20 protein-coding genes and 1 riboswitch are annotated in these 22,188 nt (G+C 69.0%); of the genes, 6 read left to right on the forward strand and 14 right to left on the reverse strand.

The genetic code is table 11. The features are described from left to right. Nucleotides 1-24 precede the first annotated feature (24 nt). Genes cobG through cobJ form a run of 4 tightly spaced genes read left to right on the forward strand, consistent with a single transcriptional unit; the run spans nucleotide 25 to nucleotide 4,484 of the window. The gene (cobG, locus tag ACTJKF_RS08910) at nucleotides 25-1,386 is read left to right on the forward strand and encodes a precorrin-3B synthase (RefSeq protein ID WP_440623313.1); all 1,362 of its coding nucleotides are present in this window, start codon (nucleotides 25-27) and stop codon (nucleotides 1,384-1,386) included. After that, complete coding sequence (locus ACTJKF_RS08915; protein WP_440623196.1) at nucleotides 1,379-2,005, forward strand: precorrin-8X methylmutase; 627 nt, start codon at nucleotides 1,379-1,381, stop codon at nucleotides 2,003-2,005. The genes cobG and ACTJKF_RS08915 overlap by 8 nt, the downstream gene beginning before the upstream one ends. After that, nucleotides 2,002-2,736, forward strand: a complete 735-nt coding sequence (locus tag ACTJKF_RS08920; RefSeq protein WP_440623197.1) for a precorrin-2 C(20)-methyltransferase — start codon at nucleotides 2,002-2,004, stop codon at nucleotides 2,734-2,736. The genes ACTJKF_RS08915 and ACTJKF_RS08920 overlap by 4 nt, the downstream gene beginning before the upstream one ends. Continuing rightward, entirely contained in the window at nucleotides 2,733-4,484 is a 1,752-nt protein-coding gene (gene cobJ / locus ACTJKF_RS08925) for a precorrin-3B C(17)-methyltransferase (RefSeq protein WP_440623198.1), read from the forward strand. The genes ACTJKF_RS08920 and cobJ overlap by 4 nt, the downstream gene beginning before the upstream one ends. A gap of 204 nt (nucleotides 4,485-4,688) precedes the next feature. Here the strand turns inward: cobJ and ACTJKF_RS08930 are convergent, their stop codons facing one another. From ACTJKF_RS08930 to ACTJKF_RS08955, 6 genes are all read right to left on the reverse strand, one after another. Further along, a complete protein-coding gene (locus ACTJKF_RS08930; protein ID WP_440623199.1) occupies nucleotides 4,689-5,024 on the reverse strand; it encodes a hypothetical protein in 336 nt (111 codons plus the stop codon). A 30-nt stretch (nucleotides 5,025-5,054) separates the two neighbouring features. Then, nucleotides 5,055-6,206: a lipid II-degrading bacteriocin gene (locus ACTJKF_RS08935; protein ID WP_440623200.1), complete on the reverse strand. Its 1,152-nt coding sequence runs from the start codon at nucleotides 6,204-6,206 to the stop codon at nucleotides 5,055-5,057. 268 nt (nucleotides 6,207-6,474) lie between these two features. Continuing rightward, entirely contained in the window at nucleotides 6,475-7,218 is a 744-nt protein-coding gene (locus tag ACTJKF_RS08940; RefSeq protein WP_440623201.1) for an IclR family transcriptional regulator, read from the reverse strand. Between the two features lie 60 nt (nucleotides 7,219-7,278). Beyond that, nucleotides 7,279-8,445, reverse strand: coding sequence for an acyl-CoA dehydrogenase family protein (locus ACTJKF_RS08945; RefSeq protein WP_440623202.1), 1,167 nt, complete (start codon nucleotides 8,443-8,445; stop codon nucleotides 7,279-7,281). 142 nt (nucleotides 8,446-8,587) lie between these two features. Next, complete coding sequence (locus ACTJKF_RS08950; RefSeq protein WP_440623203.1) at nucleotides 8,588-9,889, reverse strand: CitMHS family transporter; 1,302 nt, start codon at nucleotides 9,887-9,889, stop codon at nucleotides 8,588-8,590. Nucleotides 9,890-10,006: 117 nt separating this feature from the next. Further along, nucleotides 10,007-11,185, reverse strand: a complete 1,179-nt coding sequence (locus ACTJKF_RS08955; protein WP_440623204.1) for a CaiB/BaiF CoA transferase family protein — start codon at nucleotides 11,183-11,185, stop codon at nucleotides 10,007-10,009. Nucleotides 11,186-11,456: 271 nt separating this feature from the next. On the opposite strand from ACTJKF_RS08955, the gene ACTJKF_RS08960 reads away from it, so the two are divergent. Then, nucleotides 11,457-11,690 (forward strand): hypothetical protein, encoded by a 234-nt coding sequence (locus ACTJKF_RS08960; RefSeq protein ID WP_440623205.1) that lies wholly within the window; start codon nucleotides 11,457-11,459, stop codon nucleotides 11,688-11,690. Between the two features lie 168 nt (nucleotides 11,691-11,858). Beyond that, nucleotides 11,859-12,287, forward strand: coding sequence for an NUDIX hydrolase (locus ACTJKF_RS08965; protein ID WP_440623314.1), 429 nt, complete (start codon nucleotides 11,859-11,861; stop codon nucleotides 12,285-12,287). Between the two features lie 16 nt (nucleotides 12,288-12,303). Here ACTJKF_RS08965 and ACTJKF_RS08970 read toward each other — a convergent pair whose 3' ends face one another. The 8 genes from ACTJKF_RS08970 to ACTJKF_RS09005 form a co-directional block, all read right to left on the reverse strand. Next, complete coding sequence (locus ACTJKF_RS08970; protein WP_440623315.1) at nucleotides 12,304-12,630, reverse strand: low molecular weight protein tyrosine phosphatase family protein; 327 nt, start codon at nucleotides 12,628-12,630, stop codon at nucleotides 12,304-12,306. Between the two features lie 37 nt (nucleotides 12,631-12,667). Beyond that, the gene (locus tag ACTJKF_RS08975) at nucleotides 12,668-13,240 is read right to left on the reverse strand and encodes a DUF1993 domain-containing protein (RefSeq protein WP_440623206.1); all 573 of its coding nucleotides are present in this window, start codon (nucleotides 13,238-13,240) and stop codon (nucleotides 12,668-12,670) included. Nucleotides 13,241-13,375: 135 nt separating this feature from the next. Further along, complete coding sequence (locus ACTJKF_RS08980; protein ID WP_098556514.1) at nucleotides 13,376-13,828, reverse strand: YaiI/YqxD family protein; 453 nt, start codon at nucleotides 13,826-13,828, stop codon at nucleotides 13,376-13,378. A 68-nt stretch (nucleotides 13,829-13,896) separates the two neighbouring features. Further along, the gene (locus tag ACTJKF_RS08985) at nucleotides 13,897-14,511 is read right to left on the reverse strand and encodes a vWA domain-containing protein (protein ID WP_440623207.1); all 615 of its coding nucleotides are present in this window, start codon (nucleotides 14,509-14,511) and stop codon (nucleotides 13,897-13,899) included. Between the two features lie 68 nt (nucleotides 14,512-14,579). Further along, nucleotides 14,580-15,671 carry an ATP-binding protein gene (locus ACTJKF_RS08990; protein WP_440623208.1) on the reverse strand — a complete coding sequence of 364 codons (1,092 nt, stop codon included), beginning with the start codon at nucleotides 15,669-15,671 and terminating at the stop codon, nucleotides 14,580-14,582. Next, nucleotides 15,668-19,486: a cobaltochelatase subunit CobN gene (gene cobN, locus ACTJKF_RS08995; RefSeq protein WP_440623209.1), complete on the reverse strand. Its 3,819-nt coding sequence runs from the start codon at nucleotides 19,484-19,486 to the stop codon at nucleotides 15,668-15,670. The genes ACTJKF_RS08990 and cobN overlap by 4 nt, the downstream gene beginning before the upstream one ends. 6 nt (nucleotides 19,487-19,492) lie before the next feature. Beyond that, entirely contained in the window at nucleotides 19,493-20,581 is a 1,089-nt protein-coding gene (gene cobW / locus ACTJKF_RS09000; RefSeq protein ID WP_440623210.1) for a cobalamin biosynthesis protein CobW, read from the reverse strand. A gap of 25 nt (nucleotides 20,582-20,606) precedes the next feature. Continuing rightward, nucleotides 20,607-21,665, reverse strand: coding sequence for a HoxN/HupN/NixA family nickel/cobalt transporter (locus ACTJKF_RS09005; protein WP_440623211.1), 1,059 nt, complete (start codon nucleotides 21,663-21,665; stop codon nucleotides 20,607-20,609). 185 nt (nucleotides 21,666-21,850) lie between these two features. After that, a riboswitch (cobalamin riboswitch) is annotated at nucleotides 21,851-22,114 on the reverse strand. Between the last annotated feature and the right edge of the window lie 74 nt (nucleotides 22,115-22,188).

The raw sequence follows: 22,188 nt of genomic DNA on the forward strand, positions 1-22,188 counted from the left end.
GTTTCGATTCCTGCGTCGTCCGTCGTGCGCCCGTCGGCTTGCCCGGGGCTCATGCGCGTCGTCGCGGCCGCCGATGGCGGATTGTGCAGGATCAAGCTGCCGGGCGGCCGGCTCGATGCGCGCCAGGCGCGCGCGATCGCCGCCGCGGCCCGCGCCTACGGCTCCGGGGCGATCGACGCGACCAATCGCGCGAATCTCCAGCTGCGCGGCATACGCGACGGCGCGGCCGATTCGCTGGCCAGCGCGTTGCTCGATGCCGGGCTCGGCCCGCGCGCGAGCCGCGGCGATCCGGCTCCGGACCGCGCCGCGCTCGCCGCGGCCGACGACGTCCGCAACCTGATGCTCAGCCCGCTCGCGGGGCGCGATCCCGACGCGTTGCTCGACAGCCACGCACTCGCGCTGCCGTTGCTCGACATGCTCGCGCGCGAGCCGCGCCGTGGCGAGCTGTCGCCGAAATTCTCGATCCAGCTCGACGGCGGCGAAGCGGTCGCGGCACTCGATCATCCGCACGACATCTGGCTCGCCGCGTGGCGTCGCGGCGACGGCGCGGTGCGCATCGCCGCGGGCCTGGCCGGCTGTCCGCCGGTTTCGTCGGACGATTCGCCCGCGTCGTTCGACGTGGCGCCGGACCAGGCCGTCGCGCTGGTCCATGCGTTACTGCTCGCGTTTCTCGATCTCGCGCCGGCCGACGTCACGCGGATGCGCGGATTACTCGCGACCGGCCGCGAATGCGCGTTGCGCGAGCGCACGCAGCACTACGCGCCCTTTCCGCTCGACACCGATCCGGCACTGGCCGGCTGGCGGCGTACGCCGGCCGATCCGGCGCTGCGCTTCGGCGCCCGGCCGTCGCTCGACACGCAGCACAGCAGCATCGGCGCGCAATGCGTGCTCGGCCGGCTCGACGCGACGCAACTGGAACGGCTGGCGGCGCTTGCCGACTCCGATGGCGACGGCACGCTGTCGATGACGCCGTGGCAAGGCGTGTTCGTGCACGGCGTGCGGCACGAACGTGCGCCGGCCGTGCTCGACGGTCTCGCGTCGCTCGGTCTCGTCTGCACGCCGTCCGCCCCGCTGGCGTCGCTCGTCGCCTGCACCGGCAGCGCGGGTTGCGCGAAATCGCGCGCCGATACGAAACGCGATGCGCTCGCGCTCGCCGCGCGCGTCGCATACCCGGCCGACGTGCACCTGACCGGCTGCGAGCGCCACTGTGCGCTGCCGCACCCCGCTACACACACGCTCGTCGCGGTGGCGCCCGCCCGCTACGACCTTTACCGGCGCGATGCCGGCGCGGGCCTCGGCGCCCCGCTCGCGCGCCATCTGACGATTGACCAGGCCGCGGCCCGACTCACGGGCGCGCGGCACAGCCAGGACACCACCGATGCTTGACTACATTCGCGACGGGCAGGAAATCTACCGCCAGTCGTTCGCGACGATCCGCGCCGAGGCCGACCTGTCGCGGGTTCCGCCCGATCTCGAGAAGCTCGCGGTGCGCGTGATCCACGCGTGCGGGATGGTCGATGTCGTCTACGACCTGCGCTTCTCGGCCGGCGCCGGCACGGCGGGCCGCACCGCCCTTGCGGCGGGCGCGCCGATCCTGTGCGACGCGAAGATGGTCGCCGAAGGCATCACGCGCGCGCGGCTGCCGGCCGGCAATCGCGTGCTCTGCACGCTTGGCGAGCCGGAAGTGCCCGACCTCGCGCGGCATCTCGGCAACACGCGCTCGGCCGCGGCGCTCGAACTGTGGCGAGCGCATCTGGCCGGCAGCGTCGTCGTGATCGGCAACGCGCCGACCGCGCTGTTCCACCTGCTCGACATGATCGACGCCGGCGCGCCGCGCCCCGCGCTGATTCTCGGCTTTCCGGTCGGCTTCATCGGCGCGGCCGAGTCGAAGGCGATGCTCGACGCGAACAGCCGCGGCGTGCCGTACGTCGCGCTGCTCGGCCGGCGCGGCGGCAGCGCGATGGCCGCCGCCGCGGTCAACGCACTCGCGACGGAGGCCGAATGACCGCCCCGCGCGGACGCCTGTTCGGGGTCGGCGTCGGCCCCGGCGACCCTGAACTGATGACGATCAAGGCGCTGCGCGTTCTGCAGGCCGCGCCGGTGGTTGCGTATTTCGTCGCGAAGGGCAAGAAAGGCAATGCGTACGGCATCGTCGAGGCGCACCTGCTCGACGCGCAGACGCAACTGCCGCTCGTCTATCCGGTGACGACCGAGGCGCTGCCGCCGCCGCTCTGCTACGAGACGGTGATCGCCGATTTCTACGACACGGCGGCCGAGATCGTCGCGTCGCATCTCGAGGCCGGGCGCGACGTCGCGGTGATCTGCGAAGGCGATCCGTTCTTCTACGGGTCGTACATGTACCTGCACGATCGCCTCGCGCCGCGCTACGACACCGAAGTGATCCCGGGCGTGTGCGCGATGCTCGGCGGCACGGCCGTGCTCGGGCAGCCGCTCGTCTATCGCAACCAGAGCCTGTCGGTGCTGTCGGGCGTGCTGCCGGCGGACGAACTGCGCGCGCGGCTCGCGCAGGCCGACGCGGCCGTCGTGATGAAGCTCGGCCGCAACTTCGACAAGGTGCGGCGCGTGCTCGACGAACTGGGGCTCGCGAAGCGCGCGCGGTACGTCGAGCGCGCGACGATGGCGACTCAGCGCATCGTGCCGCTCGACGAAGTCGATCCGATGGCGTCGCCGTATTTCTCGCTGCTGGTCGTGCCGGGGGAAAAATGGCAAGGATGACGACTCCGCCCGCGATCGTGATTCTCGGCGCGGGCGCGCTCGATACCGCGCGGCGCATCCAGGCGCGCTATCCGGGCGCGCTGGTGCACGGGCTTGCGTCGCGCGTCGCGGCCGACGTGCCGTTCGACGAACTCGGCGCCCATCTGCGCGAGCTTTACGCGCGCGGGCTGCCGATCGTCGCGCTGTGCGCGGCCGGCATCGTGATCCGTTGCGTCGCGCCCGCGCTGTCCGACAAGGGCGTCGAGCCGCCGGTGCTCGCGGTCGCGGAAGACGGTTCGGCCGTCGTGCCGCTGCTCGGCGGGCTGACGGGCGTCAACGCGATCGCGCGCGAAATCGCCGCATGCGTCGGCGTCGCGCCGGCGATCACGACGAGCGGCGAGCTGCGCTTCGGCGCGTGCGTGCTCAATCCGCCCGACGGCTATGCGCTCGCGGATCTCCAGCAAGGCAAGCGCTTCGTGTCCGACCTGCTCGCGGGCGCGGCCACGCGCATCGACGGCGCAGCGCCGTGGCTCGACGACGTCGCGCTGCCGCGCGACGACGCGGCCGCGCATGCGATTCGCGTGACGCCCGATGCGTGGCGCGGCGCGCGCGACGAACTGGTGATTCATCCGCGCAGCGTGGTGGTCGGCATCGAGGCAAGCGGCGTGCGGGCCGCTGCTTCGCCGTCGCTCGCCGAACGCATCGACGCGCTGCTGGATACGCAGGGGCTCGCGCGGCTGGCGCTTGCGGCGCTGGTCGCGCCGGCGACGTTGCTCGGCGACGCGCAGGTCGAAGCGGCGGCGCGGACGCTGGGTGTGCCGCTGCGCTTCGCCGATGTCGATTTCGCCCACGCTCATGCTGACGCCGACGACCTCGCGCGCGCCGGCAACCTCGATGCCGCGGCCCTGCTCGGCAGCACGTTGCGCGTCGCGCACACGCTGCGCGCCAGGTCCGACGGCCTCGCGTGCGCGGTGGCGTCGCAGCCCGTCGACCCCGCCACGCTCGGCCGTGCGCGCGGCCGCCTGACGGTGCTCGGCCTCGGCCCCGGCGATGCCGCGTGGCTCACGCCCGCCGCGCGCGCCGCGCTCGCGCAAGCCACCGACATCCTCGGCTATACGACCTACGTGACGATGGCCGGCCCGTTCCGCGCGGACCAGCGCGTGCACGGCACCGACAATCGCGAGGAAATGCAGCGCGCGCGCCATGCGTTCGAACTGGCGGCCGAGGGCCGGCAGGTGGCGGTCGTGTCGTCGGGCGATCCGGGCGTGTTCGCGATGGCCGCGGCCGTGCTCGAAGCGCTCGACGAAGCGCGCGACCCGCGCTGGGCGGCGGTCGAGCTGCGCGTGGAGCCCGGCGTATCGGCGTCGCTCGCGACCGCCGCGCAGGCCGGCGCGCCGCTCGGCCACGATTTCTGCGCGATCTCGCTGTCGGACAACCTGAAGCCGTGGGACGTGATCGAGATGCGCCTGCGGCATGCGGCGCAAGCCGATCTGGTGATGGCGTTCTACAACCCGATCTCGCGTGCGCGGCCGTGGCAGCTCGATCGTGCGCTCGACGCGGTGCGTGCGCATCGCGCGGCCGACACGATCGTCGTGCTCGGCCGTGACATCGGCCGGCCCGGCGCGACGCTCACGACGACGACGCTCGGCGCGCTGCGCAGCGATCAGGTGGACATGCGCACGATGGTGATCGTCGGCTCGTCGACGACGCGGTGTTTCGCGATCGGCGACGGGCGTGAGTGGGTTTATACGCCGCGGTGGTATCGGTGAACTTTGATGCGGATGGAGTGACAGTTCAACCCTGCTGGATCAGGTCGCGAAGTAGTTCGGTGGCAGCCGCTTGCGCACAAGAGCGTCTGCCATTCGATACCTCTGCTCGCCACTCGTCCGCGCTTCAATGGTGTACAGATACCATGAAGTTGAACAGATGTTCACATCCGCAAGCGCGTTGATCCACGGCTTCTCCAGAGGAAATCAATCAAAAGGCCCCACGTTCTCAACGACAAAGCCTCTGCACGTCATTTTTGCTACATAGCGACGATGACCGACTCGGTAAGGAATCTTCCATTGCTGCAGATCCACCAGATATTCAGCACTTTCATCGAACGTCACATTCGAAAAATTGTTGTGCTGGGCGTACTTGCGCATGTAATCCCTCATCTGGAATGTGGACAGATGAGGGCAAGCCGCATCACCCCCATCATCCCGAATATAGGCCATGACGCCTATCAGCAGCGCAGCTAGAAGTGCAATTAAAAAGACAACTGCGATCGCAAATTTAAACAGCCCGGAAAAATATGTCCTCGACATTGCGCCTCCATCAATAGCGAGATCCGACCATTAATTGATTGGCGGCCTTTCTCGCCCATGCCCTATGGAAGGGATATGCACTGCGCCACCACCAGGGTTCGTCGCTTTTATGCTGGCCCGGGTGCCCTGGATATTCAGCGGCTGAGAGCCAGTGAAGTAAATCATATAATCGTGGTGGCCGGTAAAAAAGCCCATTACGCGAATCAGCGTGGTGAGCGCCTCCTGAACGGCTGGCCGCGAATTCGATGCATCGAAATCGAATTTGTCAGGGTTTAGCGTATACTCCCCGTTAAAATTGAATCTTCCGTCGCTACTTAGCGTCAGCTGCCCGGTAACGTGTCCGCTGACGCGACCAAGTGCCGACCCGACTATGTACTCGTGGTCGCTAAGAAGATTTGTGCTGAATGTAGCGTCTATCGGGTATGTTCCGGGCCCCATTCCATCGTTGATGATGATGCTGCGAATCGGACCGATTTCGGCGGCACCGATATTAAGATGGTGGGATTTCAAATCAACGGATCTTGGGCTGCCGTCGCCTCGAATCCAGTAATCGTATGCTGCCAAAGGGAAGAATGGCGTCGCGTAAAACTTGAAATCGGAAATTGGCGGCGCAGGCAGATGGCTGAAATAGTAATTGCTAAAAAGGCCGAATGCCGTCGTCAGACCATCCAATTGTATATTGGAGAGCTCGTACTGATTGGCTCCGGTAATACTCTGCCAGCCATTATCGGCCAGCCATTGCGTAAAAAGCCCGTAGGTTGCAATCTGAGCTCGAATCACGCTGTTGCCAGCCAATTCAATACCATATACGAATTGGCGAAGCATTTCGAGAGGATTTTTCGCGGCTGCGGCTTCAAAAACCTTCTTTCCGTTCACCAGCCTAAACCGCCCGATTTGCCAAATTCCACCGCGAATATTTTCCATGCCTGGCGCCCAGGCGTATCCTCCAGCGGGGCCATTCGGAGTTGCTACTGGAAGGCTGTAATCATGAGGTGCCGTTATATTGATTGCAGGCAGCATGTCATCAGCGGGACCATGGCCTTGGGCCCAGCCTCGCAACGGACTCAACATCATGGCCGCGGGAGCGGCAATCGATATGCCCAACAATTCGCGCCGCTTCCTCGCGGCCCCTTCATTGGGCGGGCGATCAATTTCAAGCAAGGCACTTCTATTTTTTGCCATTCCGTTCCCCACAATCGTTTCGTTTTTAGAAGAAAACGTGGGGACTTTTTATATGGTTATTGTTGTTAATTAATTCGAATGTAATGTACACGTATCACTTCGACGTGTCATCATTTTTTGTGATTTATCGAGCTTCGTGATTGTCACGTTCGACGCGGTGACTTGATGGCAGCCCCCTACGGCCTCGTGGCCCCGACACGGGCGTGACCGCGATCAGCGTCGAGTCTCGCAAGCGCTCTGCACGCAACTCGACACGATGTCGGGTCTGCTACCCCCGCCCCTGCTCCGCCAGCAGCCGAGCCTTCGCGTCGACCAGCAGCGCCGCGTGCGCATCGCGATGCTGGCGGATCCGCTCGGTCGGCCCGACGACCGACAGCCCGTACCAGTCGCCATCGAGCGTCAGCGCGACCGCAATCGCCGATAGCTCGGGCGCGCTCTCGCCGAAATTCTCGGCCCAGCCGAGTGCGCGAAACCGCGCGGTTTGCACGACGAGCGCCGGCAGGTCCGCGAGGCTCGCGTCGGTGAAGCGTTCGAACGACAGCTGCGCGCCGAGCGCCTGCTGCGCATCGCTCGCGAGCTCCGCGAAGATCGCCTTGCCGATCGAGTTCGCGTGCAGCGGGCGCAGTTCGCCCGGCTGGCGCGTATAGCGGATCGCCTGCTCGGACTCGACGACGTCGAGATACGTGACCGACGCGCCCTGGATCTTGCCGAGGACGGCCGTCTCGCGGCTCGCGTCGCGCAGCGCGACGAGATGCGGATGCACGAGGTCGACGACGGGATCGGTCGCGTCGATCGCGGCGGCGATTGTCTGCAGGCGCCGCGTCGGGTAGTAGCCGCCGCGCTTGCGCACCTCGTACAGATAGCCGCGGCTCACGAGCGTGCGTGCCATCGCGAGGCAGCTCGACGCCGGCACGTTGAGCAGGCGCGCGAGTTCGGTGAGCGGCAGCGGCCGCCGTTCGGCGGCGAACAGCTCGAACAGGTCGAGCGTGCGGGCAACGAGTTTGACGTCCATGACGAGCGCTTGATTCGGAACGGGAAGCCGCGCGCCGGGGGAGCCGCCGGGCCGGTACGGTCAGTACGACTTCGGCAGCCCAAGCACCTTCTCCGCGATGTAGCACAGGATCAGTTGCGGACTCACGGGCGCGAGCCTCGGAATCATACACTCGCGCAGGTAGCGCTCGACATGGTATTCCTTCGCATAGCCCATCCCGCCGTGCGTCGCGATCGCCGTCTGGCACGCCTGGAACGCGGCTTCCGCGCCGAGGTATTTCGCGGCGTTCGCCTCCGCGCCGCACGACTGCCCCGCGTCGTAGCGCGTCGCGGCCTTCATCACCATCAGCCATGCCGCCTCCAGTTGCATCCACGCCTGCGCGAGCGGATGCTGGATCGACTGGTTCTGCCCGATCGGCCGGCCGAACACGACGCGCTCGCACGCATACTGCGTCGCGCGCCGCAGCGCGGCCTGCCCGAGGCCGATCGCCTCGGCGGCGATCAGGATCCGTTCGGGGTTCAGCCCGTGCAGCAGGTAGCGGAAGCCGTCGCCTTCGTTGCCGATCAGGTCGCCTTCCGGCACGCGCAGGTTGTCGATGAACAGCATGTTCGAATCGACGGCCTTGCGGCCCATCTTCTCGATCTCGCGCACCTCGACGCGCGAACGGTCGAGGTCGGTGTAGAACAGGCTCAGCCCGTCGGTCGGCTTCGCGACCTGGTCGAGCGGCGTCGTGCGCGCGATGATCAGCATCTTGTTCGCGACCTGCGCGGTCGAGATCCAGATCTTGCGGCCGCTCAGCACGTAGTGGTCGCCGTCGCGGCGCGCCTGGGTGGCCAGGTGCGTCGTGTCGAGGCCCGCATCGGGCTCGGTCACCGCGAAGCACGCCTTGTCGCGCCCGGCGATCAGCGGCGGCAGGAAGCGCGCCTTCTGCGCGTCGTTGCCGAACACCTGCACCGGGTTCAGCCCGAAGATGTTCATGTGGACGGCCGACGCGCCCGACAGGCCGGCGCCCGACGCGCTGATCGTGCGCATCATCAGCGCGGCCTCGGTCATCCCGAGCCCGGCGCCGCCGTGGGCCGGATCCATCGCGATGCCGAGCCAGCCGGCCTCGGCGAGCACCGCGTGAAAGTCGGACGGAAACCCGCCCGCGCGATCGCGTTCGAGCCAGTAGTCGTCGCCGAAGCGTTCGCAGATTTTCTCGATCGCGCTTTCGATCGCGCGCTGGTCGTCGGTCAGGTCGAACTGCATGGATGGCTCTCCAGGAAAACGTGAACGGCCGCGCCGCTCTCAAGACAACGCCGGGTGGCGCCGGGGCTTGCGCGTCGAAGCACGCACCGTTGACGGACGGCTCCGTCGGCCGCAAGACACGCGGCGACCGATCCGGGTGCCGTCATAACGGAAACACGCCCGTCGCGACCGCGGCGAACACCATCAGCACGGTCGCGGCGAACAGGAACGGAATCGTGAATTTCTGATGCTCGGCGAGCTCGACGCCGGTCAGGCCGACGATCAGGAACGTCGCGGGCGTGAGCGGGCTGACCGGAAACCCGGTCGTCATCTGGCCGAGCAGCGCGGCCTGCGCCATCTGGATCGGCGGCACGCCGAGCAGCTTCGCGCTTTCCGCGAGCACCGGCAGCACGCCGAAGTAGAACGAATCGGGATCGAACAGCAGGCTGAGCGGCATCGACAGCAGGCCGAGCACGAACGGCATGTGGCGCGCATGCTCGACCGGCACGTGCGCGACGACGACCTCGGCCATCGCCTTCAGCATCCCGGTGCCGGACATGATCCCGGTGAATGCGCCGGCCGCGAGCAGCACGCTTGCCATCATCAGCGCGGCCTTCGCATGGGCGTCGATCCGCTCGCGCTGCGCCTGCACGTCCGGATAGTTGATGACGAGCGCGGCGACCGTCCCCAGCATGAACATCACCATCGGGTCGACGATGCCCGACACCAGCGTGCCGAGCACGACGAGCGTCAGCGCCAGGTTGATGCGGAAGCGCCCGGGCCGGCGCAGCGCGCGTTCGGCGTCGGTCAGCTCGCGCGGTGCGATCGCGAGCGCCGCCGCGCCCGCACGATCGAGCCCGAGCCGCCTTGCCTCGCGCGCGCCGAGCACGTACGCGGTGCCGAACACGAACACGAGCCCGACGATCTGCACGGGAATCATCGGCATGAAGATCGCCGAGCCCGGAATGTGCAAGGCCGCCGACGCGCGCAGCATCGGCCCGACCCACGGCAGGAAATTGACGCCGGCCGCCATCGACGCGACGCACGCGAGGATCCGCCGGTCCATCCCGAGCCGCGTATAGAGCGGCATCATCGCGGGCAGCGTGACGAGAAACGTGACGGCGCCCGAGCCGTCCAGATGGATCAGCAGCGCGAGCAGCGCCGAGCCCATCACGATGCGCGGCGGATGGCAGCCGATCACGCGCAGCACGCCCGCGATGATCGGGTCGAGCATCCCCGCGTCGGTGAGGATTCCGAAAAAAAGAATCGCAAAAACGAACATTCCGGCGATCGGGCCGATGTTCTGCACGCCGTGCACGGTGAACGTGCCGGTCGAGAGTCCGAAGCCGGCCGCGAGCGACGCGATGACCGGCACGACGATCAGCGCGACGAGCGGCGCCAGCCGCTTCGTGATGATCAGGCCGAACAGCGCGACGATCGCGATCGCGCCGATCCATGCGAGCATGATGTGTCTCCTGTGGCGCCGGCGCGCGTCGGGCGCGACGCGGCGCGATGTCCGACGCGGCGTGCGGTCGTGCGGCGGCGTCGGACGCCCTCGCACGGCCGCCGGCCGCGATGCGTGTCAGTGGCGGCGCGTGCCGTTGTCGTCGTCGTTGCTGTCGCGTGCGGTGTCGGCGAATACCTGCGCCGCATGTTCGTTCAGCGCGGGCGGCGGCCGCCGGTACGTGGCCGGCGTGCGGCCGAGCTTGATCGGCGATGCGATGCCGCGATGCCGGCCCAGTTCGACCTTCATCCGCCGATGCGCGACGTGCGGATGGTCGAGCGCCGCGTCGAGCCCGAGCACGGGCGCGCACGGCACGCCGCGGCGCATCAGCTGCTCGGCGAGCGCCGCGCCGTCGTGCTCGGCCAGCGCCGTTTCGAGCAGTTCGCGCAACGCGGCGCGGTTCGCGCTGCGCGCACGGTTGTCGGCGAAGCGCGGATCGGCAGGCCAGTCGCGCGTGCCGAGCACGTCGCACAGCGCGGCGAACTGCCCGTTGTTGCCGACCGCGAGAAAGATGTCGACGCTCGCGGTCGGAAAGCTGTCGTACGGCGTGATGTTCGGATGCGCGTTGCCGGTGCGCACCGGCGCCTTCCCGGAATGGAAGAAATTCGGCGTATGCGGATGCAGGATCGACAGCGCGCAGTCGAACAGCGTCGACTCGACGAACTGGCCGCGCCCGCTCGCATCGCGTTCGCGCAGCGCCATCAGCACGCCGAGCGCCGCGTTCAGCCCGGTGACGAGATCGACGATCGGCACGCCGACGCGCAGCGGCGCGCCGCCCGCCTCGCCGTTCACGCTCATCAGCCCGGCCAGCGCCTGCACGGCCGCGTCGTAGCCGGGCAGCCCGCCGAGCGGGCCGTCCGCGCCGAAGCCCGACACGCGGCAATGAACGAGGCGCGGAAAGCGCGCGTGCAGCGTGTCGAAGCCGAGCCCCCAGCGCTCCATCGTGCCGATCTTGAAGTTCTCGACCAGCGCGTCGGCGTGCTCGAGCAGGCCGAGCAGCCGCTCGCGATCGTCCGGCTTCGTCAGGTCGAGCGCGATGCCGAGCTTGTTGCGGTTCACGCCGAGGAAATACGACGCGGTGTCGCCGTCGAACGGCGGCCCCCAGGTGCGCGTCTCGTCGCCCGACGGCGGTTCGACCTTGATCACCTCCGCGCCGTGGTCGGCGAGGATCTGCGTGGCGTACGGGCCGCCCAGCACCCGCGACAGATCGATGATGCGCAACCCCGCCAACGCGCCCTGCTGCTCATGCTCCGCCATGCGTCTCGCTCCTGACTCCGGTTGTTCGGACCGCCGGTTTCGCCGGGCCGGCATCTGCGCGGCACGCCTTCCCGGACCGGAAGAGTAATTCTTGTGTGTGAATTTATATTCACACTGGAGAATTTTATTGTCAAGCCGGAGATGCCCCGCCGCCGTGGCGAGAACGCGGCCGGCCGTAAGCGGGGACGACACCGGACACCGGCCGGTTGCGGCGTCGGGTCTCGGTTCGCTAAGCTGGCGGACAGCTCATCTGAAGAAAGGCGGAAAACTCATGAAACGCATGCTGCTTGCGGCCCTCGTGCTGGCGTCGACGCTGGGCGTCGCCCGCGCGCAAACCCAGACCTTCCATTTTGGCGAGGGGCAATCACAGGCGCGTGCCGCCGCGCCGGCGGCACGGCCCGCGCCTGCGCGCCCGCATGTGACGCCGCGGCCGCATCACCGGCGGGCCGTCCACAAGCGGCGCCACGGACGCGCCGGGAAACCGGGGATCTACACGCGCGTGTGACGCGCACTGCGTGGCGCGCAGCCATGCACGGAACTGTCACGAACGCCCGGTAAGATCGGCGCGGCGGCTTGCATGCCGTCGCGCCCGACGATCGGGCGACAGGCCGGCCACGCCGGTCGACGCGCGCTTCCCTCCACGATTCAGGATTCAGCACCTGTTTTGCCGAACATGCGCACCGGGCCGGACACCGTCGCCATCACCAAGGAACGCGCCACGATCGTGTGCCGGCAGCGCAGCAGCGTGCTGCTGGTCGCCCGTACCGCGGCGCGCTGGTCGCTGCCGGGCGGCACGATCCGGCGCGGCGAGACGCCGCTGGAGGCCGCGCAGCGCGAGCTGGCGGAGGAAACGCGGCTGGAGGGGCTGGCCCTGGACTACGCGGTGCAGTTCGGCGGCCTCACGAAGCTCCATCACGTGTTCGTGGCCGACGTGCCGACACACCTGACCCCGCGCGCGAGCAACGAGATCGCGCGCTGCAAGTGGTTCGACGTCGAGCGCCTCGAGACGCTGCGCGCGAGCGTGCCGACCCGCAAGATCATCGAACTGCTGCATCTCGACCGCCTTTCCGCGCTCGCGGACGGGCCGTTTCGTTCGCGCTGAACCTTCCCGCTGCGGCTCACGCGCGCAGGAACGGGCCGGCCTTGCGTTCGAGCAGCGCGACCAGTTCGGGCTGCATGTAGGCGTAGCGGTCGGGAATGTCGAGGCAGACGATCCGCTTGTGCTTCAACCGGGCGCCGAATCGGGCAGACAGCCGCGCCTTGTGCGCGCGCTCCATCACGAACACGATCTCGGCCCATTCGAGCTGCTGCGCGCATACCGGCGTGTCCGCGTCGGGCGCGAGGCCGGCGGAGTCGGTTTCGACGCCCGGCCACGCGGCGAATACCGCCTCGGCGGTCGGGCTGCGCAGCCGGTTGCGGCTGCAGAGGAACAGCGCGCGCGTCATGCCCTGGGCGCCGCGGCCGGTTCGTTCGCGCATGCGTTCAGCCCTGCGGAATCGTGCCGGGCCGCACGTACGCCAGCATGTGCGGCACATAGTCGGCCTTGCCGAGCTCGACGCCGTCATGGCGCAGGATCGCGTAGGCGGCGATCGAGTGAAAGTAGAACTGCGGCAGTGCCCAGTCGCGCACGTACTGCTCGCCCGTCATGTCGAACGCGATGCCGTTCGGCAGTTCGAGGGCGATCGGCCGCGCGGCGCCGTCGTCGAGCGCGTCGGGCGCGAGTTCGCCAAGGAAGGCGATCGTGCCGGCGAGGATGCCCTGCGCATCGCGCAGCGTGCCGGGCTGCGCATCGGCATGCCGGCCGGCTTCCCGCAGTGCCAGCAGTGCGTCCGGCAGCGGCTCGCCGCGCAGCCGGTGGACGGGCTCCATCGCCTGGAAGCATGAGAAGCGCACCTGGGCGGCGAGCGGATACATGTCGGGCGCGAGTTTCAGCGTCAGCACCGTATCGGGCGTGTCGCCCGCGGCCTGCCGGTGCGCCGCGGCCTTGTCGAGCCACGCGGATTGCGCGCGCAGCGTCTGGGTCAGCGTCGGAACGAGAAGTTGGGTCGGTGACATTCGTGTCCTCCGGTGGATCGTCCGCGCCTCGCGATCAATGACGGCGCGAATCCGTATTCTGCCGCAGCGAACGATTCGACGCGAAACCCGTGACGCATCGCACGGCCGGCACGCGGGTGCGGGGTGCGGGGTGGGTCAAGGCTTGCCGTGACGTGCCAGGAACCGGTCGAGCTGCGATGCGAACGCCTTGCCGTCGCGTGCGCTGAACGGCGCGGGGCCGCCCGTATCGATGCCCGCGCTGCGCAGCTGGTCCATCATCGCGCGCGTCGACAGGCGTTCCTCGATGTTCTCGCGGCTGAACCAGTTGCCGCGCGGGTCGAGCGCATGCGCGCCCTTGTCGAGGACGGCGGCGGCGAGCGGAATGTCGGCGGTGATCACGAGATCGCCGGCTTCCACGAGCTCGACGATCCGCGCATCGGCCACGTCGAAGCCGGCCGGTACCTGCAGCGCCTTGATGAACGGCGACGGCGGCGTGCGCAGGAACTGGTTCGCGACCAGCGTCACGCAGATCTCGGCACGACGCGCGGCGCGAAACAGCATGTCCTTGATGACGGCGGGGCACGCGTCGGCATCGACGAGTACTTGCATGGCAGGGATTCCGGTGATCAGAAACGGCGATCATAGCGCAGCGCCGGCGCGCGTTCCGCGGCGCCCGATCAGTCGGCCAGCCCGGCGCACACCGACGCGGCCGTCATCCATTGCGCGCCCCAGGCATCGGCGAGCCGCCTGCCCTGCCCGATCCGCACGGCCGCATCGTCGAAATCGACGAACACGACGTGGTCGGCAGCGGCCGGCTTCGACGGCGTTTCGCGCGTGTGCCCGTCGGACAGCACCCACAACCAGCGCTGCTTGTCTCGCGCCGGCCCGCGTCGTGCGTCGCGCGCGAGCAACTGCGCGGCGGCCGCGATGCCGTCCGCGAGCGGCGTGCCGCCGCCGCCGTCCACCGGTTCGAGCCAGCGCGCATTCCACCAGCGCGGCACGGCCGGGCCGAAGCGGCGCGCGACGCCGTGACCGCCGAAGCAGATCAGCGCGGTTTCCATGCGCGCGCGCGCGGCCTGGTCGAAGTACGCGACGATCAAGCCTTTCGCGAGCGCGAGCCGTTCGTGCGACAGCATCGACGCCGAACAGTCGAGCACGAAGCAATGCAACGCATCCGGTGTGCCGGCCCGTTGGCGAAAACGCAGATGATCGGCGTGCAGCGGGCCGCCGCGCTTCGCGGCGAGCGTCGCCGGCCACGCAATGGCCGTGCCGGCCCCCGCCGTGCCCGGCACGCGCGCGGCAGCGCCTGGCTGCCATCGAGGACCGCGAATGGCGTTCGCGGCGGCGGCGCCTCGATGGCTCAGCTTTTTTTTAGCGGCAGCGGCACCACGCCTTTCACGTCACGCAGTCCGGCCGGCTCGGGCGGCAGGTAGCCCCAGTCCCCTTGCGATGCGGTGGCATCGCTGCGTGCCGTGCCCGGTCGATCGTCCTGCTGCCGACGCGGGTTCGGCGGCGAATGATCGTGACGGTCGCTGCTTTCGCCCGATCGCGGCGAGTTCGATGCGCCCGACGACGGCGGCGACCCTGCATGCCGCCGATGCCGCAGCACCGCGTCGGCCACGCGTTCGACCTGCGCCACCGTCACGGCGTCGGTCTGCTCCAGCGCCGCGAGCGCGCGCGCGGCGCGCAGCATCACGAGGTCGGCACGCAGCCCGTCGACGGCCGCTTCGATGCACAGCGCGCTGACGCGTGCGTGCACCGCATCGTCGAAATCGAGTGCCGCGAGCCGCGCCCGCGCCGCGTGAATGCGCTCGCCGAGTTCGCGCTGCGCGGCCGCGTGACGGGCACGGAACGCGTGCGGATCGAGATCGAACGCGAGCCGCGCCTTCACGATCTGCTCGCGCTGCGCGGCGTCGAAGCAATTTTCGAGCTCGACCATCAGTCCGAAGCGGTCGAGCAGTTGCGGGCGCAGTTCGCCTTCCTCGGGATTCATCGTGCCGACCAGCACGAAGCGCGCATCGTGCGCGTGCGACACGCCATCGCGCTCGACCACGTTCACGCCGCTCGCGGCGACGTCGAGCAGTGTGTCGACGAGGCCGTCGGCGAGCAGGTTCACTTCGTCGACGTACAGCACGCCGCGATGCGCGCGCGCGAGCAGGCCCGGCCGGAAGCGCACGCCGTGTTCGGCGAGCGCATGGGCGAGATCGAGCGTGCCCGTGACCTGCTCGTCGCTCGCCGACAGCGGCAGCGTGACGAATTCGCCTTCGGGCAGCAATTCGGCGAGCGCGCGTGCGGCGGTCGATTTCGCGGTGCCGCGCGGCCCGCTGACGAGCACGCCGCCGAGCGACGGGTCGATCGCCGCGAGCAGCAGCGCCTGCTGCAGCGGCTGTTGCGCGACCAGCGCCGCGAACGGGAACACCGCGCGGGCGCGGTGCGTCGTCGGATCGGTCATCGCCGTCCCCCTTCCTGAAGTTGTTCGCTGTCGAGCCAGACCGCTTCGATCCGCTCGCGATAGTCGCCCGGCTGCTGCCACAGCCCGCGCTGCATCGCTTCGACGAAACGTTCGCAGATGCCGTGCAGCGCCTTCGGGTTGTGGCGTTCGAGGAACGCGCGGGTGGCGTCGTCGAACAGGTACGCATCGGCGACAAGCGCGTACTGATGGTCCGACAGCACGCGCGCGGTCGCGTCATAGCCGTACAGGTAGTCGACGGTCGCGGCCATTTCGGCCGCGCCCTTGTAACCGTGACGCTTCACGCCGTCGAGCCATTTCGGGTTGACGACGCGCGAGCGGATCACGCGCGCGATTTCCTCGCGCAGCGTGCGCATCTTCGGCGCGGCCGGATTCGCATGGTCGCCGTGGTAGACGCTCGGCTGCTGCCCGGACAGGTGCCGCACGGCCGCCGTCATCCCGCCCTGGAACTGGTAGTAGTCGTTCGAGTCGAGGAGGTCGTGCTCGCGGCTGTCCTGGTTCTGCACGACGACGTCGATCGTCGCGAGCCGCTCGCCGAACACGCCGGGGGCCGCCTCGCCCGCGCTGTTCTGCGCGTACGCATGGCCGCCCCACCGGCGGTAAGCCTCGGCGAGATCGGCGTCGGTCTGCCAGCGGCGCTGGTCGATCAGATCCTGCAGGCCCGCGCCGTAGCTGCCCGGCCGCGCGCCGAACACGCGCCAGCCGGCACGCCGGCGCGCTTCGTCCGGCGCCACGCCCTGCTCGATCCACTTCGCGCGTTCACGCTCGATGCGGGCGCGGATCGGGTTCAGGGCCTCGGGCTCGTCGAGCGCGGCCACGGCCTGCACGGCCGCGTCGAACAGGTGCATCAGGTTCGGGAACGCGTCGCGGAAGAAGCCCGACACGCGCAGCGTCACGTCGATGCGCGGCCGGTCGAAGATCTCGATCGGCAAGATCTCGAAGTCGGTCACGCGGTGGCTGCCGTGCGCCCACTTCGGCCGCACGCCGAGGAGCGCGAACGCCTGCGCGATATCGTCGCCGCCGGTGCGCATCGTCGCCGTCCCCCACACCGACAGCCCGATCGCGCGCGGATAGTCGCCGTGATCCTGCAGATGGCGTTCGATCAGCTGCTGCGCGGATTTCAGCCCGAGCGTCCACGCGGCCTGGGTCGGCACCGCGCGCGTATCGACCGAATAGAAGTTGCGGCCGGTGGGCAGCACGTCGGGCCGGCCGCGCGACGGCGAGCCGCTCGGCCCCGGCGGCACGAAGCGGCCGTCGAGCCCGCGCAGCAGCTGGCGCAGCTCCTCGCCGCCGCACGCGTCGAGCGCGGGTATCAGCGTCGCGCGCACGCGTTCGATGACGGCGTGCGTGTGCGGCCAGTCGCCGGGTGGCGCGGCGTCGATGCCGGTGGCGCCCGGCGTGCCGGATGCGTCCACGCAGCCCCCGTCCAGCCACTGCTGCGCGAGCCGTTCGAGCCGCTCGCGCGTATCGCCCGCGTGGCGCCACGGCGATGCGTCGAGCGCTTGCAGCACGGCCGGGCGCGGGCCCGTCCACGGCGCGGCCCAGTCGGCCGCGAGCGGATCGAACGCGTCGCCGAGCGCGAGATCGCGCGCGAGCGCGCCGATCAGCCCGGCGCGCGCGCCCTTGCCGTCGCCGACCGGAAAGCGGGCGAGCGCGAGCAACGTATCGCGCCGCTGCCGATCGGCTGGCGACACGCCGAACACATGCAGCCCGTCGCGAATCTGCGCTTCCTTCAGCTCGCACAGCCACGCGTCGACGCGCGTCAGCAGCGCGTCCTCGTCGCCCGCATCGCGCGGCGGCGATACGCTCAGTTCGTCGTGCAGCCGGTGTTCCGCGATCGTCGCGAGGATCGTCTTGCGCAGCAGCTTCGCGCGCCGCGCATCGACCATCAGTGCTTCGTAGTATTCGTCGACCTGCCGCTCGAGATCCTGCAGCGGGCCGTAGTTTTCCGCACGCGTGAGCGGCGGCATCAGGTGATCGATGATCACCGCCTGCGCACGGCGCTTCGCCTGGCTGCCCTCGCCCGGATCGTTGACGATGAACGGATACAGGTGCGGTAGCGGCCCGAGCGTCAGGTCGGGCCAGCACGCGTCGGACAGCGCGACGCTCTTGCCCGGCAGCCATTCGAGGTTGCCGTGCTTGCCGAGGTGGATGACCGCGTCGATGCCGAACGCATCGCGCAACCAGAAATAGAACGCGAGATACGCGTGCGGCGGGACGAGGTCCGCGTCGTGGTAGCTCGCGTAGTCGTTCTCGTCGCGCGAGCGCGACGGCTGGATTCCGACGAACACGTTGCCCGCGCGCCAGCCGGCGATCGGAAAGCGCGCCTGCCGCAGCGTAGGATCGGCTTCGGGCGGGCCCCAGCGTGCGTTCAACGCGTCGCGCACGGCGGCCGGCAGCCGTGCGAAACGGGCGACGTAGTCGGCCAGCGCGTAACTCTGGAATGCCGGACGCAACGCGCGCACCGCCGGATCGTTGGTCACGCCTTCGGTGAGCCGCGCGATCAGCGCGTCGCCGTCGGCCGGCAGGTCGGCCAGCGCATAGCCCGCGTCGCGCAGCGCCGCCAGCACGCGCAGCGCGGATGCCGGCGTATCGAGCCCGACGCCGTTGCCGATCCGCCCTTCGCTGTGCGGATAGTTCGCGAGAATCAGCGCGATGCGCTTGTCGGCAGGGTCGAGCGTGCGCAGCCGGCACCAGCCGCGCGCGAGCGCCGCGACGAACGCGATCCGCTCGGCATCCGGCTGATAGCGCACGACGTCGACTTCGGTGTGCGGACAACGATACGCGAGCCCCTTGAAGCTCACCGCGCGCGTGACGATGCGTCCGTCGACTTCGGGCAACGCGATGTGCATCGCGATGTCGCGCGCGTGCAGCCCCTGGTTGTCGGCCACCCACGCGTCGCGATTGCCGCCGGACAGGATCACCTGCAGCACCGGCGCGTCGCCGGCGAGCACGTCGGGCTCGGGGCTGTCGATCGCGCCGGCCGCGAACGCCGTGGTGTTCAGCACGAGCGCGACGCGATGCGTGTCGCACAGCTGCGTGATGACCTCGCGGCTCACCGCGTCCTTCAGCGACGTGACCGCGATCGGCAGCGGATTGAGCCCTTCGTGCACGAGCGCATCGGCCAGCGCGTCGAACACGGCCGTGTTCGCCGCCTGCCAGTGCGCGCGATAAAACAGGATCGCGACGACGGGCGCGCCGGGCGTCCAGCGCGCGCGCCAGTCGTCGACGCTCGCCGGGTCGCGCGCCGGGTGATACAGCGCGGCGGCCGGCAGCGGGCGCGGCAACGCGGGTTCGGCGCCGAACCCGAGCGTATGGAACGCGATGCTGCGCAGCAATGCTTCGGCGTTGTGCATCCCGCCTTCGCGCAGGTAGCGCCACCACAGCCGGCACAGATCGGGCGCGACGGTGCTCTTCGCGACGAGGTTCGGGTCTTCCTGCAGGTCGCCCGAGAACATCGCGAGCTGCTGCCGCCGTTTCGACGCGAGCGACACCGCCTGTTCGATCCCGTACGGCCAGTACGCCTCGCCGCCGAGATGATCGATCACGACCGTCTTCGCGTGACGCAGCACGTCGTCGACGTAGAAATCGACGGACGCCGGCTGCCGCAGGAACGTGACGTTCGCGAGCCGCACGCCCGGAAAACCGGCCGGCAGCGTCGGCACGACGCTGGCCAGCAGCGACAGCGTCGTGTCGGCCGAGCTCAGGATCACGATGTCGGCCGGCTGCTGGTCGATCCGGATGACGCCCTGCGTGTCGTCGACGAAGCCGCCCGGCGTGGTGCGCAGCAGATGCATCGTGCGTTACGCCTGTTGCATTTCGGCGGCGCAGGCCGCGTCGAACGCGCGCTGCAAGGCGGCCGCGTCGAGCGCCTCGCCGATCAGCACGAAGCGGCTCGCGCGCGCTTCGCCGTCCTGCCAGCGACGGTCGAAATAGCTGTCGAAACGGCGGCCGACGCCCTGGATCACGAGCCGCATCGGCGCATCGGGCAGCGCCGCGAAGCCTTTTGCGCGATAGATCGTGTGGGTCTCGACCACGCGCTGCAGCGCGGCGATCGTCGCTTCGCGCGAGCCGGCGTCGCCCGCCACCACCACCGAATCGAAATCGTCGTGATGATGGTCGTGATCGCCGTCGTCGGCCGAGCCGTGATGGTCGTGGCGCAGGTGGATCGTGTCCTCCGACGCCGACTCGAGCCCGAGCAGCATCGCGAGATCGAGTTCGCCGCGCGTCGCGCGCACGATCTTCACCTGCGGCGGGATTTCCTCGCGGATCGCGGCTTCGACTTCGGCGAACGGCGCATCGCCGACCAGGTCGGCCTTGTTCACGATCACGAGATCGGCCGACGACAGCTGATCGGCGAACAGTTCGTGCAGCGGCGATTCGTGGTCGAGGTTCGGATCGGCGCGGCGCTGCGCGTCGACGGCCTGCGGGTTCTCCGCGAACTGGCCGCTCGCGGCGGCCGGCCCGTCGACGACGGTCACGACCGCGTCGACCGTGAAGCTGTTGCGGATGGTCGGCCAGTTGAAGGCCTGGACGAGCGGCTTCGGCAACGCGAGGCCCGACGTCTCGATCAGCACGTGGTCGAGGTCGGCGCGGCGCTCGACGAGCGCTTCCATCACCGGGTAGAACTCTTCCTGCACGGTGCAGCACAGGCAGCCGTTCGCGAGTTCGTACAGCTGGCCGGCCGCTTCGTCCTGCGCGCCGTCCGCGTCGTCGCAGCCGATGCCGCAGCCCTTGAGGATTTCGCCGTCGATGCCGAGCTCGCCGAATTCGTTGACGATCACCGCGATGCGGCGGCCTTCGGCGTGCTGCAGGATGTGCCGCATCAGCGTGGTCTTGCCGCTGCCGAGAAAGCCCGTGACGATCGTGACGGGAAGCTTGCGTAGGGTCATGGTGGGTCCTGTGGAGAAAAGGGAGTCAGGCCGAGAGCGTCACGTCGATCTCGTCGTAGCGTTTGAGGCGGTAGATTGCGGCCGATACGATCCAGCACGCGAGGAACAGGCCGATCACGACGTAGCCGAGCATCCCGAAATGCGAGGCGACCATCGTCGAGAAACGCCACACCGGGCCCTGCAGCGAGAGTTTATCCGCGAGCAGCGCAAGCACCTCGATGCCGCCGATCAGCGCGGCAACCAGCACCGACACGAACGTGATCGTCATGTTGTAGTAAATCTTGCGGATCGGCCGCACGTATGCCCAGCGGTATGCGCCCATCATCAGGATGCCGTCGGTCGTGTCGACGAGCGTCATGCCTGCGGTAAACAGCGCCGGCAGCGCCATCACCGACCAGAACGACATGCCGCCCTGCACCTGCGTCGCCGAAATGCCGAACAGCGCGATCTCGGTCGCGGTATCGAAGCCGAAGCCGAACAGGAAGCCGACCGGATACAGGTGCCAGCTGCGCGACACGAGGCGGAACAGCGGCCGGAACAGGCGCGCGAGCACGCCGCGCTGGTTCATCAGCATGTCGAGATCGGCATCGACGATCGCCTCGCCGCGGCGGGCCGCGCGAAACGTCCGGTACACGGAGATCAGGATCAGCAGGTTCGCGGCCGCGAGCACCAGCAGGAAGAACGCGGACACGCTCGTGCTGATCACGCCGCCCCAGGTCTTCATGCTCTCGAAGCGCGCGAGCGACGCCGCGGTCAGCGCGACGGCCACCGACATCACGATCACCACGGTCGAATGCCCGAGCGAGAAGAACAGGCCCGCGCCGAGCGGGCTGCGGCCTTCCTGCATCAGCTTGCGCGTGACGTTGTCGATCGCGGCGATATGGTCGGCATCGACCGCGTGGCGCAGCCCGAACACGTACGCGAGCAGCGCGGTGCCCAGCAGCACGGGCTGGTCGCGAAACGCGACGAAGGCCCAGATCCACGCGGCGACGTTGAATGCGACGAGCAATGAGTAGATCGCGACGATTTTGCCGCGCAGCCCGGACGGACTGTCGTTGAACAGGCGGAAGAACGAGTCGAGCATGATGCTCCCTTGCGAACGGTCGACATGATGAATGCCAACACGGCTGCCGCGTGCCCTGCCCGCGCCGCCTGCCGCTCGCCGCGCCGGCCCGCGCGCATGCTGCGGACGGATCGGCGGAGGAAGCGGGAAACGCTCGGACGTCCGGGCGTACTGCGGCCGTGGACGATGCGCCGCCTCCCCGCGGCGCTGAACCCAACGTTTCGGCCGGTATCCGGGCTGACGAACACGCCGCTTCGCCTTCCCGGATGCGCGGCATCCAGTGGCGGTCGTCCGCATGCGACAGGCATGCGGCGAAGCGGCGCTGCGTCGCGCTTGCGCGCGACGCGTTCGCTTACCGTTGCGGGGGCAGCACAGGTTGGCTCGACTGCGGCGCAGGCAGGCTCCCTGTTTCCCGTTTAACTGCGCGCGCCGGAGCGGCACGCGCGAGCACCAAAACGCGTGCGAGTGTAGGCGGCGGTGCGGGGAGCGTCAAGGCGGGACGGGCCGTCCGGGGGCATTCGGCCGGCGCCCGGCATGATGCCGG

This window comes from Burkholderia sp. 22313, assembly GCF_052045245.1.
In the GTDB taxonomy this organism is placed as follows: Bacteria; Pseudomonadota; Gammaproteobacteria; order Burkholderiales; family Burkholderiaceae; genus Burkholderia.

Coding starts and splice junctions, on each gene's coding strand:
- ACTJKF_RS08915 (WP_440623196.1), top strand. CDS start 1,379: ATGCTTGACTACATTCGCGACGGGCAGGAAATCTACCGCCAGTCGTTC.
- ACTJKF_RS08920 (WP_440623197.1), top strand. CDS start 2,002: ATGACCGCCCCGCGCGGACGCCTGTTCGGGGTCGGCGTCGGCCCCGGC.
- cobJ (WP_440623198.1), top strand. CDS start 2,733: ATGACGACTCCGCCCGCGATCGTGATTCTCGGCGCGGGCGCGCTCGAT.
- ACTJKF_RS08930 (WP_440623199.1), bottom strand. CDS start 5,024: ATGTCGAGGACATATTTTTCCGGGCTGTTTAAATTTGCGATCGCAGTT.
- ACTJKF_RS08935 (WP_440623200.1), bottom strand. CDS start 6,206: ATGGCAAAAAATAGAAGTGCCTTGCTTGAAATTGATCGCCCGCCCAAT.
- ACTJKF_RS08940 (WP_440623201.1), bottom strand. CDS start 7,218: ATGGACGTCAAACTCGTTGCCCGCACGCTCGACCTGTTCGAGCTGTTC.
- ACTJKF_RS08945 (WP_440623202.1), bottom strand. CDS start 8,445: ATGCAGTTCGACCTGACCGACGACCAGCGCGCGATCGAAAGCGCGATC.
- ACTJKF_RS08950 (WP_440623203.1), bottom strand. CDS start 9,889: ATGCTCGCATGGATCGGCGCGATCGCGATCGTCGCGCTGTTCGGCCTG.
- ACTJKF_RS08955 (WP_440623204.1), bottom strand. CDS start 11,185: ATGGCGGAGCATGAGCAGCAGGGCGCGTTGGCGGGGTTGCGCATCATC.
- ACTJKF_RS08960 (WP_440623205.1), top strand. CDS start 11,457: ATGAAACGCATGCTGCTTGCGGCCCTCGTGCTGGCGTCGACGCTGGGC.
- ACTJKF_RS08965 (WP_440623314.1), top strand. CDS start 11,859: ATGCGCACCGGGCCGGACACCGTCGCCATCACCAAGGAACGCGCCACG.
- ACTJKF_RS08970 (WP_440623315.1), bottom strand. CDS start 12,630: ATGACGCGCGCGCTGTTCCTCTGCAGCCGCAACCGGCTGCGCAGCCCG.
- ACTJKF_RS08975 (WP_440623206.1), bottom strand. CDS start 13,240: ATGTCACCGACCCAACTTCTCGTTCCGACGCTGACCCAGACGCTGCGC.
- ACTJKF_RS08980 (WP_098556514.1), bottom strand. CDS start 13,828: ATGCAAGTACTCGTCGATGCCGACGCGTGCCCCGCCGTCATCAAGGAC.
- ACTJKF_RS08990 (WP_440623208.1), bottom strand. CDS start 15,671: ATGACCGATCCGACGACGCACCGCGCCCGCGCGGTGTTCCCGTTCGCG.
- cobN (WP_440623209.1), bottom strand. CDS start 19,486: ATGCATCTGCTGCGCACCACGCCGGGCGGCTTCGTCGACGACACGCAG.
- cobW (WP_440623210.1), bottom strand. CDS start 20,581: ATGACCCTACGCAAGCTTCCCGTCACGATCGTCACGGGCTTTCTCGGC.
- ACTJKF_RS09005 (WP_440623211.1), bottom strand. CDS start 21,665: ATGCTCGACTCGTTCTTCCGCCTGTTCAACGACAGTCCGTCCGGGCTG.